This window comes from Phocaeicola sp. RTP21359st1_B8_RTP21360_211022 (genome assembly GCF_040911965.1).
GTDB classification, from domain to species: domain Bacteria; phylum Bacteroidota; class Bacteroidia; order Bacteroidales; family Bacteroidaceae; genus Phocaeicola; species Phocaeicola vulgatus.
On the sequence record NZ_JBDFXP010000002.1, the window covers coordinates 43,298 to 61,850 of the forward strand.

At 47.9% G+C, this 18,553-nt stretch carries 20 protein-coding genes; 4 read left to right on the plus strand and 16 right to left on the minus strand.

Annotated features, from left to right (window positions below; translation table 11 throughout):
* Positions 1-21 precede the first annotated feature (21 nt).
* Together AB5062_RS01080 and AB5062_RS01085 are read left to right on the plus strand one after the other, a co-directional pair.
* Positions 22-987 carry an ORF6N domain-containing protein gene (locus AB5062_RS01080; protein ID WP_032570791.1) on the plus strand — a complete coding sequence of 322 codons (966 nt, stop codon included), beginning with the start codon at positions 22-24 and terminating at the stop codon, positions 985-987.
* Positions 988-992: 5 nt separating this feature from the next.
* Positions 993-2,147 carry a restriction endonuclease subunit S gene (locus AB5062_RS01085; protein WP_146293858.1) on the plus strand — a complete coding sequence of 385 codons (1,155 nt, stop codon included), beginning with the start codon at positions 993-995 and terminating at the stop codon, positions 2,145-2,147.
* Here the strand turns inward: AB5062_RS01085 and AB5062_RS01090 are convergent.
* Positions 2,140-2,766: a restriction endonuclease subunit S gene (locus AB5062_RS01090; protein WP_196245701.1), complete on the minus strand. Its 627-nt coding sequence runs from the start codon at positions 2,764-2,766 to the stop codon at positions 2,140-2,142. The genes AB5062_RS01085 and AB5062_RS01090 overlap by 8 nt on opposite strands.
* A gap of 23 nt (positions 2,767-2,789) precedes the next feature.
* Here AB5062_RS01090 and AB5062_RS01095 point away from each other — a divergent pair, with 23 nt between their 5' ends.
* Positions 2,790-3,359, plus strand: a complete 570-nt coding sequence (locus AB5062_RS01095) for a restriction endonuclease subunit S (RefSeq protein ID WP_138274588.1) — start codon at positions 2,790-2,792, stop codon at positions 3,357-3,359.
* Here the strand turns inward: AB5062_RS01095 and AB5062_RS01100 are convergent.
* On the minus strand, positions 3,352-4,425 hold the full coding sequence (locus AB5062_RS01100; protein WP_368326829.1) for a restriction endonuclease subunit S: 1,074 nt from the start codon (positions 4,423-4,425) through the stop codon (positions 3,352-3,354). The genes AB5062_RS01095 and AB5062_RS01100 overlap by 8 nt on opposite strands.
* A gap of 57 nt (positions 4,426-4,482) precedes the next feature.
* On the opposite strand from AB5062_RS01100, the gene AB5062_RS01105 reads away from it, so the two are divergent.
* On the plus strand, positions 4,483-5,409 hold the full coding sequence (locus AB5062_RS01105) for a site-specific integrase (RefSeq protein WP_032570790.1): 927 nt from the start codon (positions 4,483-4,485) through the stop codon (positions 5,407-5,409).
* Between the two features lie 9 nt (positions 5,410-5,418).
* Here the strand turns inward: AB5062_RS01105 and AB5062_RS01110 are convergent, their stop codons facing one another.
* The 14 genes from AB5062_RS01110 to AB5062_RS01175 all read right to left on the minus strand — a co-directional run bounded on the left by AB5062_RS01110 (position 5,419) and on the right by AB5062_RS01175 (position 18,485).
* Complete coding sequence (locus AB5062_RS01110) at positions 5,419-5,952, minus strand: hypothetical protein (RefSeq protein ID WP_032570789.1); 534 nt, start codon at positions 5,950-5,952, stop codon at positions 5,419-5,421.
* Between the two features lie 24 nt (positions 5,953-5,976).
* A complete protein-coding gene (locus AB5062_RS01115; protein WP_032570787.1) occupies positions 5,977-7,224 on the minus strand; it encodes a hypothetical protein in 1,248 nt (415 codons plus the stop codon).
* Entirely contained in the window at positions 7,221-7,670 is a 450-nt protein-coding gene (locus tag AB5062_RS01120) for a hypothetical protein (protein ID WP_032570785.1), read from the minus strand. Before AB5062_RS01120 ends, AB5062_RS01115 begins: the two co-directional genes overlap by 4 nt.
* Before the next feature lie 35 nt (positions 7,671-7,705).
* Positions 7,706-7,864 (minus strand): hypothetical protein, encoded by a 159-nt coding sequence (locus tag AB5062_RS01125; RefSeq protein WP_153880964.1) that lies wholly within the window; start codon positions 7,862-7,864, stop codon positions 7,706-7,708.
* Between the two features lie 95 nt (positions 7,865-7,959).
* Positions 7,960-8,370: a hypothetical protein gene (locus AB5062_RS01130; RefSeq protein WP_261386110.1), complete on the minus strand. Its 411-nt coding sequence runs from the start codon at positions 8,368-8,370 to the stop codon at positions 7,960-7,962.
* 275 nt (positions 8,371-8,645) lie between these two features.
* Positions 8,646-9,137: a hypothetical protein gene (locus tag AB5062_RS01135; RefSeq protein ID WP_032570781.1), complete on the minus strand. Its 492-nt coding sequence runs from the start codon at positions 9,135-9,137 to the stop codon at positions 8,646-8,648.
* Between the two features lie 32 nt (positions 9,138-9,169).
* The gene (locus tag AB5062_RS01140; RefSeq protein ID WP_032570780.1) at positions 9,170-9,478 is read right to left on the minus strand and encodes a helix-turn-helix domain-containing protein; all 309 of its coding nucleotides are present in this window, start codon (positions 9,476-9,478) and stop codon (positions 9,170-9,172) included.
* A 188-nt stretch (positions 9,479-9,666) separates the two neighbouring features.
* Positions 9,667-10,266 (minus strand): hypothetical protein, encoded by a 600-nt coding sequence (locus tag AB5062_RS01145; protein WP_032570778.1) that lies wholly within the window; start codon positions 10,264-10,266, stop codon positions 9,667-9,669.
* Between the two features lie 13 nt (positions 10,267-10,279).
* On the minus strand, positions 10,280-11,047 hold the full coding sequence (locus tag AB5062_RS01150) for a DUF5045 domain-containing protein (RefSeq protein ID WP_007569261.1): 768 nt from the start codon (positions 11,045-11,047) through the stop codon (positions 10,280-10,282).
* 75 nt (positions 11,048-11,122) lie between these two features.
* Positions 11,123-11,881 carry a site-specific DNA-methyltransferase gene (locus AB5062_RS01155; RefSeq protein ID WP_007569258.1) on the minus strand — a complete coding sequence of 253 codons (759 nt, stop codon included), beginning with the start codon at positions 11,879-11,881 and terminating at the stop codon, positions 11,123-11,125.
* 155 nt (positions 11,882-12,036) lie between these two features.
* Positions 12,037-12,759 (minus strand): hypothetical protein, encoded by a 723-nt coding sequence (locus tag AB5062_RS01160; protein ID WP_007569256.1) that lies wholly within the window; start codon positions 12,757-12,759, stop codon positions 12,037-12,039.
* On the minus strand, positions 12,756-15,311 hold the full coding sequence (locus AB5062_RS01165; RefSeq protein ID WP_032587840.1) for a hypothetical protein: 2,556 nt from the start codon (positions 15,309-15,311) through the stop codon (positions 12,756-12,758). The genes AB5062_RS01160 and AB5062_RS01165 overlap by 4 nt, the downstream gene beginning before the upstream one ends.
* Before the next feature lie 33 nt (positions 15,312-15,344).
* Entirely contained in the window at positions 15,345-15,755 is a 411-nt protein-coding gene (locus tag AB5062_RS01170) for a DNA-directed RNA polymerase subunit alpha C-terminal domain-containing protein (protein WP_007569251.1), read from the minus strand.
* A 24-nt stretch (positions 15,756-15,779) separates the two neighbouring features.
* On the minus strand, positions 15,780-18,485 hold the full coding sequence (locus AB5062_RS01175; RefSeq protein ID WP_080783882.1) for a DUF87 domain-containing protein: 2,706 nt from the start codon (positions 18,483-18,485) through the stop codon (positions 15,780-15,782).
* Between the last annotated feature and the right edge of the window lie 68 nt (positions 18,486-18,553).

Here is an 18,553-nt window from a genome sequence, read left to right on the forward strand (position 1 = left end):
CGACTTCAAGATTTGTAAGCTATGGCTAAAGAAAGGGAAAAAATAGAGGGCAAAGCAAGTAAACCGGTCGCAAATTGCGACCAGTTACCTTTGGCTGCGGAACATCAGTTCTCCGGGCAGGAAGAGATTGCGCAACTTATTATGAATGTAAGAGGGATGCAAGTTATGGTTGACCGTGACTTAGCTATTCTTTATGGTGTTGAAACCAAACGTCTTAATGAGCAAGTTCGCCGTAATATTGAGCGGTTTCCTGAACGCTTCCGCTTTCAATTGACAAAAGAAGAAACGGATGAACTGGTCGCAAATTGCGACCGCCTCAATTCCTTAAAACATTCTTCGGTTATGCCTTATGTCTTTACAGAGCAAGGTATATCCATGCTTTCAACCGTTCTCCACAGTCAAACGGCTATAGCTGTAAGCATAAAGATTATGGATGCCTTTGTATCCATGCGCCGCTTCATCGCTACCAATGCCCAACTGTTTCAACGGCTTGAAACGATAGAATATCATCAGCTTGAAATGAAGCAGCATCAAGAAGTGACGGACAAACGCATTGATGAAGTGTTCAGACGGTTGGATGCGAATATTCCACCAATACAAGGTATTTTCTATGATGGGCAAGTGTTTGATGCATACCGTTTTGTGTCTGATCTGATGCGAAAAGCCAAGCGCTCAATCGTGTTGATTGACAACTATGTGGATGACACTGTACTTACGTTGCTTGATAAAAGGGGAAACGGGGTTACAGCAACTATCTACACACAGCGAATTAGTAACCAGTTCCAATTGGATGTTGACCGTCATAACGCACAATATTCGTCCATTGAAATAAAGCAATTCAACAAAGCACACGACCGTTTTTTGCTTATTGACGATGAAGTGTATCACATAGGAGCATCCATCAAAGATTTAGGTAAAAAATGGTTTGGTTTCACCTTGATGCGTGACATCACGGCAACAGAACTTATCAACAAAATTAAAGAGTAATAACTATGGCAGATAATAAAGAAAATAAAGTCCTTAATGTTCCGGCTTTACGATTCCCGGAGTTTACAGACGAATGGCACAAACAGTCGTTAGGTGAAATTGGAGAAACTATTATAGGCTTAACATATAAGCCGTCTGATGTTGTAGAGAGTAATGGTACAATAGTTCTTCGTTCTTCAAATATAAAAAACGGGGTAATTGATTACTCAGATTTAGTTCGTGTGAATAAGCCTATCAAAGAAAGAATCATAACCAAGGAGAACGACATTTTGATATGTGCAAGAAACGGGAGTCAACGTTTAATTGGAAAAAATGCCATAATAAAGAAAGAAGATGCCAACAATACATTTGGGGCATTTATGATGGTTTATCGTTCTAAAGATAATCCATTTATATTGCCATTACTTAGCACGAAAAGATATTTTTCACAAGTAGGAGAAAACCTTGGTGCAAGAATAAATCAGATAACCACATCAGATTTCAATGGATTTGACTTCTATTTTCCCAACAGCCATGCAGAGCGTGCCAAAATAGCGGAACTGTTCAGGCTCATAGACGAGCGTATAGCTACCCAAAACAAAATCATTGAGGATTTGAAGAAACTAAAGTCAGCCATTTATCAAGAAATGTTTGGAAGCCTTGTTGCACAAACATTGAAGCTTGGCCAAGTAGCTGAAGTTGTCAAAGGAAAGCAAGTAAATGGCACTGAATTGTTGGAGCAAGGGGATTATTATGTGATGAATGGTGGAACGTTACCCTCTGGATGGCTATACAAATACAATACTGAAGCCAATACAATTTCTATTAGTGAGGGTGGTAATTCCTGTGGTTATGTACAATATAACACTTCTCCCTATTGGAGCGGCGGCCATTGTTATTCATTGAAGATATTGCATCCCCAAGAAACATCGGATTTATATCTCTATCACTTCCTCAAATGGCAAGAGGAAAATATCATGGCACTTCGTATAGGGTCAGGTTTGCCCAATATACAAAAGAAAGATTTACTCCACTTTCCTGTTATATTACCCACAATAACCCAACAGAATAAGATTGTATTAATTTTATCAGCTATAGAAGAAAAGGTGTCGTGTGAAATATCCATCACGCAATACTTCGTTAAACAAAAGGAATATCTATTGAGCCAACTGTTTATATGAACAAATGTTGTAGCAGATACTCTTTTTGCATAGAATATAACTCTTGTAGTTTTTCATTTACAGCAATAGAGTTCTCTATCAGGACAAGAGCAGATAATATAGATACGCTTTTCTTGTCCTCTACTACGTAAAAAGTCATATTTAAGATGTCGTCACCATTCAGATTAGCAATAGCCCCATTCCCTCCTTGTAGGGATTGGTACACCAATCTCCTATATCTTTGTGATTGCATTAGCCATTTTACAAGCGGTTGTGACGAGCGATAAATTCCGCAAAATGCGCCTATTGTGGATTGCCTATCGTCAAATGAATAGTAAGAGTTCTTACCCACAAGTGAGGAAGAACCATTCGCCATACAAATTACTATATCACCTTTGCGTAGTATTTGAATTTCCGTGGGCTTTTTATTGACATAAACAACATCTTTCTTGCTCACATTATTCCCGTAATTCAGATTGTTAGCTCTGATTACAGTCGTGGCGTTTATATCCTCTGCAATATCTTCACTTGAATAGGTTAAACCTCTTATAAAAGAACCGACATCGCCCAATTTGAGCAGAACTCCACCTTGCTTGCATAAAATCATTTCAACAATGGCTGACATTGCCGTTAAAATCATCCTTAATTAAGGGGATTGTTGAATTGGCATTTAGTCATGCTGCAACATCTAACACACTCGGATGTTATATCACACAGATTTCACAGCGCAATAAAACGGGCAAAGATTTACCCGTACTGTCTGTGAGCAATAAACATGGTTTTGTTGAGCAGTCAGAACAGTTTGAAGATAGGATTATTGCAAGTGATGACACAAGCAATTACAAAATAGTGGACATTAACGACTTTGCTTATAATCCAGCACGAATAAATGTGGGGTCTATTGCACGACTTAAAGACAAAGAGTGCGGGATTGTAAGCCCAATGTATATTTGTTTCCGCACATCAAAGGATATATTGCCTGAATATCTTGAATTGTTTTTCAAAACAGTCACATTCTCATTTGAAGTTGGGAAACGTTTGGAGGGAAGTGTCCGATTGTGCCTATCGTATGAAAGTCTTTGTGAAATCGTAATCCCTATTATATCCATAAGAGAACAACAATCTTTGGTGAAAATGGTAACAACATTCCATTCCAAACTTGATGTAGAAAAAGGCTTTCTAAGCAGTTACCAATCACAAAAACAATGTCTGCTGTCACAGATGTTCATATAAACATTTGTGTTAATAGCCATTGTTTTTGTGCCTCATAAGCTGTTTTAATTCTTATGGCAGATGTTATTCGGGCTTGTAATATCGATATAGCATTACCTATTTTTTCCTGTTTGCTTAATGGTGGTATTTTGAATGTAATCTGTTCAAAAGCCTCCATGTTCAAATTGCGCCTAACTATACTTGCTCCTTGCTCCGATACGAGCATATAATTGTATAAGGCACGATGTGTTTTCAATAGTGTCGCAATATATCGTTTGTCTAAATTTTCTGCAATTGAAAATACCTTGTAGGAGGGGGATACTATTCCTACTTCAAAGTTATCATTATAATTGACATTACCCATCCACAAGTTTTGAGGACTCAACACCACATCGTGAAGACGAATAATTTTATAACCAACATTATTTTCACTTGCAATATCCTTTGAAAAGTATTCCCGTTGTGAGAATATACCCTTGACGGTAGAACTTAGAACTTCATACTGATTATTTATTACAGTCCGTTCTCTACGCTCTATCAAAATATCTCCAAGTTGAATAGCTGTGCCATTAACTGTATATAACGACTTATTGCAAATCCCCTTAATTAAGGTTTCCAGTTTCTCAATGATTTTGTTTTGGGTAGTAATACGCTCATCTATACAACACAAAAAGTTCTCTATTTTCTTTTGCTCTAATTGATTGCCAAAAGGTATTCTAACTTTCTTTAACATCCCGGCAGTTATTAGTGGTTGGCCTGAACCAAATACTAATCTGTTAAGATTATAGTGTTGTAAATAGAAGTATAAATAATGGGAGGATAGTTTACATGATTTTATTATTAATGTATTATCAGTAATACCACAACTATCATTAACCAATTGTAATGAGCCAGCATTTGCTCCAACACGTGCCACCAATAACATATCCCCGGAATAATCCGCAGTTGCGGTTTTTCCTATGATTCCTGTTGAACCGTATAAATTATATTCGCCAAGAGATGGTTTGCTCCTTCCCGAAGTTATATTCGGTGCAATTGTGTCCAATGATTCATAATTCCACTCCTCCGTAAACTCCGGAAATCTCAAAGCCGGAACATCACATACTATATTTCTCTAATTATAAGAACCAATTATTTAGAAATCATGATTCATAAGACAGTTAGAGAAATTGCAGGAGCTTGGAAAGAGTACAAGCGTCCTTACGTGAAGCAGTCCACGATGGCTGCATATGTGTTAATTCTGGAGAACCACGTTCTCCCGTATTTCGGAGATAATGATTCTCTCCATGAACAGGCTGTGCAGACCTTTGTCTTGCAGAAATTAGAGAGCGGATTGAGTGTCAAAACTGTCAAGGACATACTGATAGTGCTCAAAATGGTGATGAAGTTCGGCGTTAAAAATGAGTGGATGAACTATTATGAATGGGACATCAAATATCCTACAAGCTCATCGAGTAATGAGTTGGAAGTGCTTTCGGTCAATAATCATAGAAAGATTTTAGACTATATCCAAACGCACTTTTCCTTTACTGGGCTTGGCATTTATATCAGCCTTACTACAGGCTTACGCATTGGCGAGGTCTGTGCTTTAAAGTGGAACGACATCAATGTGACGGATGGAACTATAACGGTAAGCCGCACAATCGAGCGTATCTATATCATCGAAGGCGGCAGAAAACATACGGAGGTCGTCATCAATACACCCAAAACCAAGAACTCCTGTCGTGAAATACCCATGAACAAAGAGTTGCTTGCCATGATTAAGCCATTGAAAAAGGTAGTCAATGATGATTTCTATGTGCTGACCAACGATGAACATCCTACCGAACCACGCACGTACCGCAATTACTATAATAGGTTGATGGCAAAGCTCGGCATCCCCAAACTGAAATATCACGGGCTGCGTCATAGCTTTGCAACCCGTTGTATTGAAGCCGGATGTGACTACAAGACAGTAAGTGTGTTGTTAGGTCATTCCAACATTTCAACCACTCTTGACCTTTACGTTCATCCTAACATGGAACAAAAGAAACGCTGCATCAGCAAAATGTTCAAATCTTTGGGAAAGTAAGAGCGTATTTTATTTGTATAAAGCCCATAGGATTACGGTAATGCAACATATAGCCAGTGTTAGTATCGTGAACCTGAGCCATCCACTCGACAGCCAAATACCTTCATTCTTTTGGAGGTGTTTGGCTAACTCTTTACTGTGTTCCTCCAAAAGTTTCTTTTCTGCCTTGATGTGTTGGGCTGAACATTGGTTTACTTTAGCCAGTTCACAGTCATCAACCTTGGCATGGATGACGGTGTGCTTCTCTGCCTTGACAATGGTATTGCTAATACCGTCCACTATGTTGTCGGCACTTTCCTTGGCCGCTTCCAGAGCCTTGAAAGCCGCCCGTTCCCGTTGGACGGTGTGCTTCAAGCTGCCGTGTATGCCGTGCAGTTCTTCTTTCAGGGCACGGATTTCATGTAGCAGATTGCGAAGTCCAACCATTTGGCAATTGACTTCCTGCAACAGTCCGTCAAACTCCTGCAAGTCCTGTTTCAGTTCCTCTTCGGACATATAATTGGCAAGCCGCTCACGCAGGGCGGCGGTATCGGGTTGTTTCATATCCGTTGTTGTTTATTGGGTTTGTCATTTGCGTTTCATTCCTGATTTCTTCTGTGTGCCGAGCCTGCGCAAAGCCTCACGCGCACAACGGCGGGCAAATTCAATCTCGTCTTCCTCCGGGTCTCGTCCCCATTTGAGGTCGGACTGTGAGCCGCCTCCACCGCCGCCGGATGTCACCTCATAGGGTGACGCTATAAGGGTGAAGTAAGCCATCGCCAAGTTCTGCAAGTCCTGCCAGTTGGTAAGTTCTCGGTAGTCGAACTCATCATTGAAGAAGTCAAGCACCTTGTCGGGCAGATAGCGTTTGTAGGTCTTGCCATCATGCTCGAACTCCGTGGGCTGGCGGTTCGGCTTATAGTCCGTGTAGTCCTCGTAAACCGTGTTGTTCTGCCGTATAACGGGCTGTGGCTTTTGCTTTGCTGCATTGGGTACAGGCGGTTTCGGTGTCGGGCTTGCTTGTTTGGTTTTCTGTTTATCCTGTTCGGGATGCAGTTTCTCCCATGTCTGCCTGATGCGTGATGCGGTCAGGTTGCGCCCCTTTCCGAGTTCCGATGCCTTGAACCTTGTGTTGCCCTTGCAAAGCACATAGCCGCGTATCATGTCCTTCTTGTCCTTGCGCAGATGCAGTTCGTAGCCTTTGTCAGCAAGCCGTTCCTTATAACCGTCCCATGACCATCTGTCAAGTTCGCGCAAGGCTTTCATGCAGTCGGCACTGACCTGTGGAATGTTGGTTTCGTGTATGTGCATGGCGGTAGTCCAGCCCCTTTGCCTTGCAACCTTTTCAGCCGCCCGTTGCGCCCGGAGGTGGATGGCGTGGTCGTTGTTGATGTTCCCGTCCTCGTCCACACGGCAGACGATGGCATGGAGGTGCGGTATGCCGCTCTTGGATTCCTCGTGCAGCCAGACGGAGGACTTGCTGCCCGATACGTTGGTGCGTGGAGAAACAACTTTGCCGTCCTTGTCACGGATTACCTGCTCGTCGAAAGCCGCCGCAAAGTCGTACCACAGTTGCCGCCAATCGTCCAACGTAAAGTTCTCGGTATGTTCCATCGCCGGACTTATCTCCATGCGGATGACATTGTTCTTGATGTTGGGGTGGTTCATGGTTGCGAACTTCATTTCCGTCCAGATACCCGTAGCGTCCATGCCCTGCGGCATGAAGTTGTCGCAGATGCGCGTTATCCTTTCGGGGTGTTTCTTGTTCCTCGATTCGCCCGACACATAGAGCATCGCCCTTATGCCGTGGGCTACCGCCTTTGCGTTGGCTATCATGCGTCGTCCTCCTTTGTTTCTTGGTTTGTCGTTCCTGCCGGATAGCTGTTCACTGTCTGCGCGGACTGCAAGAAGTCGGCGACATGGTTCGTGACATGAGCCACTTTCTCGTACCATTCGAGCATGGTCTCTTCGTGCCGGAACAGGCGTATCTTCTCGTTGTCGCTTAACCCGTGCAGGGCGTTGGCGAAGTTCACCATGTCCGTGCGGCAGGCCGCAAGCTGACGCAATCCGTCCAGTTCCCTGTCGGAAAGCCTTTGCCGTGGCTTGTAGCCGAGTGCCCTTGCACGGATGAAGTCGCTGCGTGTCATGCCGCATTGCTCGGCGGTGCTCTTGATTTGGGAAAGCTCCTGTTCCGTGACCTTGGTGACAACAACCTTGTCGCGCCTTATAACGGGCTTCTTTTGTTCCTGCTTCTGATTGGAAGTATCTTCTTCGTGTACCATAAACGAGAGTTCTTAAAATGGTCGTAAAACATTTACTACAAAAGGGATGGTGCGAGCCTGCGAGCGGCAAGGAAAACAGTCTGCCGGACTGTTGCGAGGGCGTCGGGGTGTTGCCGTCCGAAGGCGGTAATACCTCGGCATACCTCGAAACTGAACGCTACCGCTCCATGCCATTCCAACTGTCCGCTTGCCACAGCCAAAAAGGCTGGTGCCAGCAAAATGTCGGAGAATGGAACAACGGAAAGCGTTTGTTTGCGCTATACCGTTGTCTGCTCGGCTCTGACGGCTCTTATTCTTCCCTCTGTTCGTGGGTTAAAGGGTTTGATGTAATACCGCCGTCCACTGTTTCCCACCCGGTTAGGCACGGAAAGGTCATCACGGATGCCACCCTTGAACGGCAAGTGTCGATAAGCCCCATGTCCGTAAGCGTGGCAAGCAGGTTGCGTATGCGCTTCCTGCCCATGTCCCATTGCGAAGAAAGCCGTTCCTCGGAATACTGCGCCTGACCTGCGGAAAGCATGAGCGGTCTGTGGAAGCCTTTGGCTGCGCCGTCCGTCAATGCCATCTTTGCCAACAGGTCGCCAAACAACGTGAAGTTGCCTGTTTCCCTGCCGTTGTCATCGGTCGTTGTTCCGCACAGCCATCGCATTGCACGGTCGGAAAATCTGAACGAGAACGAAGCAATCCCTGACGGGTACATGAAACTGTATGTTTCCTTGTCCATAAAATCTATGACTTTATAAATGTGATATTACTCTTGTTTGAATGGAATGAAGCCGTGCAGGTATCGGCATGGAAACACCGACTTGCTTTTTGTTGTTCCCTGCACGGTTTCACATTGCCGAATGGTGCATAAGCGGAAAGATATTTGCCGAAAGACACATATAAGCCAGTCAATAAGTCCTGTCCCGAAATAAGGGAAGAAAAAGAGGCTGCGTGAACACCAAGCATACACCTTCCACCTTTTGCATACGGTCACTTGTTTACTCCGTTGCCGTTAGCGTTGCCCGAAAACGGTTGTCCGGGTGCAGGCCGCTTGTCAAGGCTCGATACGGCACGGCTGATGTCCGTGGCGTTTACCGCAATGGAAAGCAACGCCTTGTTGACCGTCACCAACTGCCGCTTGTCGCAGAACTCCGTTACACGCTCCAGCAACCCGAACACACGGTTCAACCGATGTTCCTGCGCATTGTCCGCTGTCAGCCGTTCGTTGTCCGTACCGCTGTTGAGATAGCGGTTGAGTGCAAGGCGGTCATCCGCTGAAATGCTCTCTGCCGTAGCCTTGCCGTCAGCGATGGCTATGCTCACACGCAGTGCGTCCGCTTCGTAGATACCTACACTCTCCAAGAATACACGGATGACTTGCGCATCCTTGCCGCTTACCTCACGTTTGCGGCTCTCGTTCTTCTTTTCAGTCGGAACAGCCGAAGCTGCTCCGGCCTGTTCCATGTTCTTACTCTGTTCCATACTACAATTTGTTTTTGATGTGAATTAAAAAATCATTGTCTTTCGTTCATTTCTTGAATCTTGGCGGCTGCTTCCTCTTTGATTTCATCAACTGATTTCGATTTTGCACCACGTACCCAATCAATCAGTTTCTGCTTCTCAAAGAAGATGAGTTTCCCGGCAGGCTTGAAGTACGGCAACTGGTTCAGGTGCGTCATCTTGTACAGGGTACTTTTGGCAACGCCGAGAAAGTTCGCCGCTTCCTCCAAGTTCAACACTTCCTTGGCCGCATAGCAAAGGTTTTCCAGTCTGTTCACCCGTTCCTGAAGCTCCGCAATCTTTCGCTCCTGTTCGAGATTCATTTTCGATGTTCTGTTTTCAGTCATAATGCTGTTGTATATTATTGGTTTGTTAATCGAATTTGACCGCAAATGTATATGGTTTGATTTGTAAAATCGGTAAGTCAGATTCTTGATTTATAATCATTTATCATATTGAAAATCAACAGTTTTAATACATTATACAACGCTGAATATGTCGCTTTGTCCGGTCATTGTGCCATGTGGCATTTTTTACCAATTTGCTGATGGAACACATATTTCCGCATTGCAGATAATGGCAGATGGGTTGTACACTGTTCCAAGGCAATGCGCATCGGCGGCAATACCGTAGTGTACAAATGGCATAAAACGGATTTTAACAGGTCTTTGAAGTAAGCAACACAAGTCTGTGCATGAAGCACTTGCAGTATCTTCCTGAAAATGCACATGTAGTATAAATGTTTGATAGGCAGCATATTTGCTGGATTTTGCTTGTTTTTCACGGGACAAAATTGTACCTTTGCACAGAAAAGAGAAGTCCACGACAAGGGATGTCGGGCTTGAAGCGTTCTTGATTTTATTTTCCTGTGATTTTGTCCCGTTTTTGTCCCGTTTGGGATTTGTCTCGCGGAACAAAATTTCGCAAGTAGTTGGTTTGCAAAGAGTTGCAAATGGAGGAAAGTGCAAAAATGCGCTAACCACCAGAAGGGACCTTGCGAGCCGGTAAAGGTCGCATCGGTCAGAAACTCGTTGGTCTGAAAAATCACGTCGTCGATTTCCTCTTCCAAGAGGTCGATACCGAAATCCGAAAGAATATTTCCGTCTGCCATACGTTGTGTGTTTTTAGTTCTTTCTGTTTACCGTCTCGTCTCCGTCTCCCGTATCAGTTTCGCCGCCCGATTGCGCCCCTCGCACGGCGGAACGCGATTCGTTCCACCGGCCCATCGCCTCGCGGACGATACCGCCCTTGTCCAGTCTCCGGTCGGCGGTTGCATTCAGCAGCCCGTTCGCAACCGTGGCGTTCTGTCTTCGGGCAAGGTAGCCGACCAGAATCTCGTTCTGCCGTACCACGTCCTCGTAGATTCGCAGGTACTCTTTCTTCCGTTGTGCGTTGGGCATGTAGGCGTCCTTCGTAGCGTCAATGGCGCACTGGTAGACGTGGTAGTATTCCGTCCACCGCTCCCTGTCGTCCGTTGTGCCCCCGGCAAGGGGGATGCGGTCGATGTTGCGCTGAAGCCGTTCCATTTGAGCGTTTATCTTATCGCCCTCGGCCAGCCACGCGAGGTCAATCTGCCGGTCGGCTACATTCAGTGCCTCGATTTCGGCCCGCTTGACCAGTGCCGAGTCGATGGCTTCCGCCTCGTCTGTCTGGTTGTACAGGTTCACACCCGCCAGCGTGCGGAACGACAGTTTGTTCTTGCTTGCCGCCGACTTCTTGTACTTGTTGTGCAGCAGCGTGTAATAAAGTTCGGGCGACAGAGCGCCCGTACCGGTTTCCATAACCGTAATCTGGTTCTGTTTCGGCGAGTCATGGTTGTAAGTAACCGACTGCGCCTTGACACCGCTCGTTGCAACTGCTGCAACCGCCATGAGTAAGAGAGTTCTGTTCATATTAATTTCCGGTTATTCATTATTTTACAGTTATTTATATCGTATAGTCATACTTTTTTTGAGCTTCCTTTACTGTCATAAATATTGGTATTCATTCCTGACTCGTTTCTCTCCTTGCGAGAAATATGTCTCGTCTTTTTCAATGCAAATACATTTTCTATTCGTATAGATACAGGCAATTGCGGTGCTCATGCTCCCCGAAGCAAAATCAAGGACAGTATCTCCTTCCTTTGTGTATGTTTTTATCAGATACTCCAATAATGCAATCGGCTTTTGGTTGACATGAATCGTTTTGCCTTCCGATTCCGCTGTTTTGAAGTATATCACACTTCGTGGATATCTTGTCCCTTTGTTTTCATGCCTGAATGTAGGATTGGGTACATTGTTTATCCCTGTCCAATTGCTTCCTCTCTTCGTGCGGTTCCCGTAAGGCTCGCCTTCCTCCATGATTGGATAATAAGGGGTTCTGCCTTTGCCAAAGACACTTATTAGCTCATGTGCTTTTAGAGGTTGTTTTTTAGCGAGAAGAAAATTGCTTGCTTTTGACTTTTCCCAAACCCAGTCATATTTAAATTCATCTAAATTGCCGCAGCGTAGAAAGCTGCTGAACGGTTCGCTGCCAAATAAGACCGTAGGTGCATTTTCTTTCCTGACTCTCCTGATCTCTTTCCACATTTCCGGGAATGGTATTATTTTATCCCACTGTGAAGCTGTAATTCCAAAAGGGGGATCGCATAAAACCAAATCAATGCTTGATTCCGGAAGAAAAGGCATCACTTCAAGACAATCGGCCTTATATAACGTAATGTCTTTTGCAAAAACAATCTTTTCCATTGCATCAATCTGAATGTCTTTTTATCCCTTGGTATAATCCCAATAGGCTTGTTTGTACTAAAAATTCTTTCTCTGTTTTTATTTCCCGATGTCGATGGCATGGAAGTCAAACTCTAACCTGTAGATAGTTTGCCTTCTTTCCCTTTTATCGTTCGTTAATAATCCAGCCGTCCCGCTTTGCGCCATCGTCCGAAAGCCCCGTCGATAATCTCCTTGACCTTGGGACGGTAAATCTTCGCTTTCCAGTAACCGATGCGCACCTGTATGTACCGCCACGTCTCGATATACGCCCGGTTCAGGTGCCGCTCGATGTCGTCCAGCGACGTGTTCACCGCTTCCAGCACCATCAGCAGGTCGGAGGTCGAACATTCTGCCGCCCCTGTGGCATACAGCACGAGGTCACTGACCGATTTGTAAAGCTGTTTCCCGTCATCGGCGATGTCCCGTATTGCCTTTTCGTTGATGGCCAGTATCACGGCATCGCCGGGGTCGATGCGCCCCCGTTTCACGATTCTATCGTTGAAGTCCTCCAGCAGTCTCTTGTAATCGCCGATACGGTCGCTGACCGCCGTATAGGTGCTTTTCACGTTCAGCACCGTCCGCAAGGACTGGTACATCACGTCGATGACGTCGAAGGCACGGGTGTAGCGGTCCAAGTCCACATTCAGTTCCTTGTACTCGCCGACCTCTTTGCGGCTGTACTCGTGCAGCAGCTTGTTGCTGTATTCCAGCGTACTGCGGGCCAGCAGCAGGCTGCGTTGCTTCTTGTGGTCGTTGATGTAGGCTTCTACCGACACGATGTCGAACGTCCATTGCGCCTTGGCAATGCCGGGCAGGAGAGCCAGCAGCACGACTGCCATCAGCAGGGCACGTTTCATGGCCGCACCTCCTTTCCGCTGCCTTTGCCGTTCCTGCCGTTTCCGCTCCGCAGGTTCCGCGCATTCTCCACCCAGCGTTCGTGGCATTCCTCCACGAGCGTCAGCCTGCGTCCCTCGTCCATATCCAATTCGGGCAGCACGTCCTTCAGCACGTCGATGATGCTCCGTTTGTAGTGCATCATCTTCTCCAGTGACACGAGGTCGGCATATATCATCGTAATCCGGGAATCCACTTCCCGTGCGATTTCGAGCCGGTCGCTTGACCACAGCAGATGGTACACCTCCCCGGTCGGAGTCTCTTCCAATGGTGGGGTACGGGCATATTCCGTCGTGATCTTGCACGAAGGATGCTCTCGTGCAATCTCCGCAATACGGTCGTTCACCAGTTTCGTTTTCTCCGCGTCCGACAGGTTAGGGTCGAGCGTCAGCACGTCGGCCACATACGTGTCGGTGTATTCCGTGGTCAGTTCCCAACTGATCTGCACGATGGCACGGTGTATCTTGATACCGAGGAAATATTTCGGTTTGCGGGCTATCGAGACCGTCGCCTTGAACGTGATGACCCCGTTGATGTTCGGCATGGTCGCCTTACGGACATAGGTGTAGCCGTTCCACGCCCCGCCGTCCTGCCACGACAGGCTGTAAGCCGTCTTGCAGTCCTGCATGATGGCCGGTATGCGGTAATAGTCGTCTGTTGCCACATCGTTATCGCCCGCCGCCTCGGTTTTCGCGTCGGTGTATTCCCGTTGTTTCTTCTGCCATTCGGACAGCTCGCTTTTCAGGCGGTCTATCTGTGTCTTGTTCGCGTTGTACTGCTGCCGGTACACCGCCGCATCTTCCACGCTTGCCTCGGCGATTTTTTTCAGCAGGTCGGCATTCTCGCTCTCCAACGCGTTGATTTGCGACTGGATGGCGGCTACCTGATTCTCTGCCTCCTGCAGCATGGCGTCCAGCTCGGACAAGTCCAGTTCGTTCTCCGTAACCGTGGTCTGCATGGCACACTCCTTTGAATGGGCGTTCAGGGATTTGCCGCACGTTCGGCACTTGTACTGCGTCGTGCCCTGACCGAGCGTAGCCCCGTCCGAACAGGTTACACTGATGGTCACGCTCTCGCAGCCTTGCAATTTCGCGGCGTCCGTCGCCTGATAATAGTTCCGCGCGTCAGAAGCTATATAATAGGTATAACCTTCCTCGTTGTCGTTGAACTCCGAGAGTCGGGCGTTAAGCCCGGCTTTGAACGTGTTCAGGTCCATCGAGTAGGAATCGAACACCTCTTCATAGACGACCTCTTCCCGGTTCCAGCTTTTCTTCACATGGATTTCGTAGGCGTATGCCTTCTTCGTCTGTTTGCCGCCCCGGCTGATGATATAGCCGTTCTGCCAGTAGTTGATACTATAGGTATAGCCGTCATTCTGGTTGTTGAGCTGCTGTACCCGGCTTCTCGACCAACCGGCGTACCGTTCCGAATTGGCGAGCGCCTGCTCCCGTTGCGAGGCATTGGGATAAAAGTCGGGATCGGTTGTCTCGAAACGCGTCCATTCGCCGCCGTTCAGTATGCTGTTATCGTCCGTCGGCGGGTAGTAGTCGCACAAGGCGATACTCCCTTGCTCACGCCGGGCGATATACCACCGTTGCGTGTAGTAGTTTCCCGCCGTCTCGTCCAGATAGTCCGTCATCCAGGAGGTAAGGTCGTAGTTGCTGAAATCGAACAGTCCCGCCACGTTGTCCTCACCGCCCACCATGTCAATCAGCAGGCCGCCGAGGTCATGCTCCGCCTGCTCGAAGAGCGCACCGTAATGGTCATACAGGTCGATGACCTTGCTGACCCTGCCGCCCATCAGCTCATGGAACGAACTGGTTTGCAACAGGGCGTCACCAATGTTCCCGATACCTGCCGAGGCGAGACCGACACCCATGTTGTAGAGGTTGTCGATGTCGTGTTGCAGGTTCTCCTTGGTGAAATTGCCCGGCACGCTGGCGATGTCGTCCAGCATGTGCTGCCAGTCGATGTCGCCTATCTCCGAGAGTTTCAACAGAGGGGCGATGTTCCGGTTGATTTCCAGAAACACGATGTCCGAAAAGCCCAACGTGCTGTTCGTCACTACACTCTCGAACTGCATACACAGGCTTTTCGTTTCGTCGCAGATTTTCATCAGGTAGCTGCCCCAGTAGATAGCCGTTTGCGGTGAGCGGAGCATCAGTTTCGCCACCACCCATATCTTGGGTATGATCTTCTCCGAGACCATGCGGTAAATGCGGCGGTAGTAGTAGTTCTCCGTACTGCTGTTCCAGATACCGAGGTCGGAAAAGGCTTTATGCTCCAAGAACTTGGAGGCAAAAATCCCCGCCGTGGCCACTTCCGCCGCATTGTAGTGCTTGAGTATGTCATCGACCTGCTCCCGGTAATAGCTTTCCGCCACGGCTTCCGTACCGAAAGCGGTAGCCATTGCCGCCACGGTACGCGCATCGTAGTTCACGCTGTAATACTGCGCGTGGATGTGCTGTACGACAACGAGCGACAGGAGCATAAGGATAAGTGACAGCCGTTTCATCATGGATTCCTCCCCGGTTAAAAACAGCCCCCGTCAACGGCGCGTCATGCCTCTTAGTGCACGTATCAGTTCGTCGGCCTCATATACGGCGGAATTTGCCACCAGACGGTGGTGTATGAATACCTCCTTGGCTATCTCGTACCTGCGTTGTTCCCACTTCGCCTCTTCTTCCTCGTCCTGCACGGAATTTCCGATACCGGCGTATTCGTCCAGTTCCTTACCGGGCATTCCCAACCGGAGATTGTACCTTTCCAGAACATCCTCTATTTCCTCGATGCTTTTTCTTCCCATGTCGCGTACCCTTACCAAGTCCTTTCCGGGCCATTGGCACAAATCCCGGATGGTTTTGATGTCGAACTCACGGAATATCCGTTGGATACGGGCTTCATATTTGCTCCCGAACTCAAGTGTCTTCACACTTTGGCTGATGTCTATCTTTTCCATTTTCTGTAATTGATGATTTGATTGTTATTGTTTTACATGAAGGTTCAATATCCGCCCGGCCTCGTTGACCTTTTGGGCGAACGGCAGGGATTTTCCGATACCGCTGGCGTTCCAATCCCGACAGTACGCCTCGATAGCTTCCTGATGGCTGCACCGCAATTCCCGCTTGTAGAGTTTCAGGGCTTCTTTCTCCGCCCGCTCGGTGGTGTAGGTCATGTAACACTCTCTTGGTTCTTCCACGCCGTACACGCCGCTGGTCGTCCCCCGGCGGATGAACACCTCTCGGAAGAAGCTGCGCCCTTCCTTGTTTTCCAGCCGGTTGATGGTGAATATCTTTTTGCAGTCCACGTCGGTAAGTCCGAGAATAGCCTTGATTTCATCGAACCGCTCGCGGAACTTGCTCTGGTCAAGCAGCATCACCACGTCGGAGTTGTTGATGATGGCTTCCTTGACGATAGGGCTGCCGATGATGTCCTGTATCTCCTGCGTCACCACGCCGACCGAGGCCCAGAACTTACGGGCCGTCTTGTACATAAACTTGATGTATTCGGCCATGAGCGGGCTGGCAATGGCCTTCCACGCTTCCTCTATGACCAGGACTTTGCGGTTCTTCTTGATACGCATCTTCTGTAAGAATACATCCATGATAATCAGTGTGACAAGAGGGAACAGGAGAGGATCATCCTTTATACTGTCAATTTCGAAGACGATGAACGTCTCATCGAACAATGAACTGTCCATGTTCTCGTTCAGCGTCTTTTCATGATTGCCGCCCCGATAGAAGTCCTTCATCATGTAACGGTACGTCGATATGTCGATGCCCGAAATATGGTTTTCGGCACAGATGTCGGGGATGCGCTGCACGGAAAATTCATAGAACGAGTTGAACGACAGCTCTTCCACTTTCAACTCCTTACGGCGGCGTTCCATCTCGTCGATCATGCGCTCGATACGCCCGGTCCGCTCTCCTTCGTCCTCGTCCTGCTTCTCGGCATGGTTACGGTCGTCGATGAGCAGCCCCTTACGCAAATCCTCCCGTTGCAGGGGTGTGAAGCCGTCGAACCCATTGAAATAAGTGTCGTAATACTCCGTGATGACCTGTTCTATCAGGCGGTCCTCTGTCTTTGTGACCGTACCCTGCGAGCCTTTCCAGATGAGCAGCACGAGGTTTTTCAGGAAGCCCGTCTTCTCCACATTCATTTCCGCCCGATTGATGCGGAATGGGTTCATCGTAATCGGTCTTTCCTCGGTATAGGAAATGTACTTGCCGCCGAGGTATTCGCAAAGTCCCTCGTAGCTGTTACCCGTATCGACCATCACCACGTCCGTTCCTTGCTCGTACAACTGGCGCACGACAGAGTTCATGTGGAAGCTCTTGCCGCTGCCCGAAGGACCGAGACAGAAAAAGTTCGAGTTGTCCGTCAGCTTGTTTTTCCCCTCCTTTCCCGTGATGTCGATAGCCACCGGCACGCCTTGGCGGTCTGTGTAGTAGATTTTCAGCGGTGTCTCCTCGCTGTGCTGTATGTGCTCCTTATACATCAGACACATCGCCGCGTCACCCAGCGTCAGGAAGCGGTCATAGTCCTCGTTCATGCCGTAACAGTTACCCGGAAACGAGTTCACGAACAGTTCCAGTTGGTTGTACGCCCTTTTGGAAATATGGATACCCATACGTCCGAAAGCATTCTCCAAGTGGTTCGTGCATTTTTGCAGGTCCGTATCGGCCGGTACGGCGACGATCAGGTTGAAATGGGTGTACACGAGCTGCTTGCTTTCCCGCGCGATGACCTCCTGCACCCGCTTGATGTCCTCCACGGCCATCTGGTTGCTCGGATTGGGAATACTGGCGTGCCGGTTCTTCTTTTTGTCCAGCAGGGCCAGTTCCCTTTTCTGGTTGGGCAGGAAGACAATCTGGTTATAGACGACCGTCTCCGCATTCGGAATGTTGTCGATGGCAGCCAGCAGGTCCACGGGCATATCCGTGTTATTGACCTCTATATTGGTGTAAGGCCGTATCAGTGAGGGCAGTGCGGCACAGTCCACATCGACAAGGCTATATACCTTGCAGCGTTTGTCGCCCATCGAGACCGTTTCGTCGTCCGCCTTGAAGTTGGTCATCGACACGATCCGCTCCTTGAAGTTCATGGCGAAATAGCGGTCCACGTATTCGCTCGCTTCGGCTTTGTTCAGGAACCTGGCCTGTACCCCGGCATCGTGCAGCTGGTCATGCACTTTGCGTATCTTGACCAGAAAGTCGCGCCACTTCTTGTTGTCGAACGAGAACAGGCGGCTCTTCTTCGCCTCCTGCGTGATGGTCAGGTAACACACGCTGTCCGTATAGTTACGCCCCTTGAAGTAACGGAAGTAGGCCGATGAGAGGAACTCGTGTTTGTCCCCCGTCTCGTTCTCGAACTGTTTCCGGATGAAGATGTCCTGTTTGTGCAGGGCATATCCTTCGCCGAGCGTCTGCGCGAGGGCGGTGAAAAGGTGCGTGAACTCGTAGTAGCTGTCGATGTTCGCACAGTATTTCTGCACGGGATTCTCTATTTTCAGGATGGCTGAATATTCGCCCGTCTTGGTGTACAGCACGCCCACGCCGTTCGTATCTTCCACAGAAAAATAGATGTCCTGAAAGATACGCTTACGCTTGCCTCCGGTACCGAACGCATAGACCGACAGGGCCATGCCGGCACACAAGGCGATAAAAAGTAGAATGATGTACAAGGTCATTTCAAAATACAATAAAAAAGGCCGGTCCACCCGGATTTCAGGCGGCCGGCCCGCGTTCAACATTCAAC

Bases quoted from the DNA above. Each gene is read 5' to 3' on its own strand.
- AB5062_RS01080 (WP_032570791.1), top strand. From the start codon at position 22: ATGGCTAAAGAAAGGGAAAAAATAGAGGGCAAAGCAAGTAAACCGGTC.
- AB5062_RS01085 (WP_146293858.1), top strand. From the start codon at position 993: ATGGCAGATAATAAAGAAAATAAAGTCCTTAATGTTCCGGCTTTACGA.
- AB5062_RS01090 (WP_196245701.1), bottom strand. From the start codon at position 2,766: ATGATTTTAACGGCAATGTCAGCCATTGTTGAAATGATTTTATGCAAG.
- AB5062_RS01105 (WP_032570790.1), top strand. From the start codon at position 4,483: ATGATTCATAAGACAGTTAGAGAAATTGCAGGAGCTTGGAAAGAGTAC.
- AB5062_RS01110 (WP_032570789.1), bottom strand. From the start codon at position 5,952: ATGAAACAACCCGATACCGCCGCCCTGCGTGAGCGGCTTGCCAATTAT.
- AB5062_RS01115 (WP_032570787.1), bottom strand. From the start codon at position 7,224: ATGATAGCCAACGCAAAGGCGGTAGCCCACGGCATAAGGGCGATGCTC.
- AB5062_RS01120 (WP_032570785.1), bottom strand. From the start codon at position 7,670: ATGGTACACGAAGAAGATACTTCCAATCAGAAGCAGGAACAAAAGAAG.
- AB5062_RS01130 (WP_261386110.1), bottom strand. From the start codon at position 8,370: ATGTACCCGTCAGGGATTGCTTCGTTCTCGTTCAGATTTTCCGACCGT.
- AB5062_RS01135 (WP_032570781.1), bottom strand. From the start codon at position 9,137: ATGGAACAGAGTAAGAACATGGAACAGGCCGGAGCAGCTTCGGCTGTT.
- AB5062_RS01140 (WP_032570780.1), bottom strand. From the start codon at position 9,478: ATGAATCTCGAACAGGAGCGAAAGATTGCGGAGCTTCAGGAACGGGTG.
- AB5062_RS01145 (WP_032570778.1), bottom strand. From the start codon at position 10,266: ATGGCAGACGGAAATATTCTTTCGGATTTCGGTATCGACCTCTTGGAA.
- AB5062_RS01150 (WP_007569261.1), bottom strand. From the start codon at position 11,047: ATGAACAGAACTCTCTTACTCATGGCGGTTGCAGCAGTTGCAACGAGC.
- AB5062_RS01155 (WP_007569258.1), bottom strand. From the start codon at position 11,881: ATGGAAAAGATTGTTTTTGCAAAAGACATTACGTTATATAAGGCCGAT.
- AB5062_RS01160 (WP_007569256.1), bottom strand. From the start codon at position 12,759: ATGAAACGTGCCCTGCTGATGGCAGTCGTGCTGCTGGCTCTCCTGCCC.
- AB5062_RS01165 (WP_032587840.1), bottom strand. From the start codon at position 15,311: ATGAAACGGCTGTCACTTATCCTTATGCTCCTGTCGCTCGTTGTCGTA.
- AB5062_RS01170 (WP_007569251.1), bottom strand. From the start codon at position 15,755: ATGGAAAAGATAGACATCAGCCAAAGTGTGAAGACACTTGAGTTCGGG.
- AB5062_RS01175 (WP_080783882.1), bottom strand. From the start codon at position 18,485: ATGACCTTGTACATCATTCTACTTTTTATCGCCTTGTGTGCCGGCATG.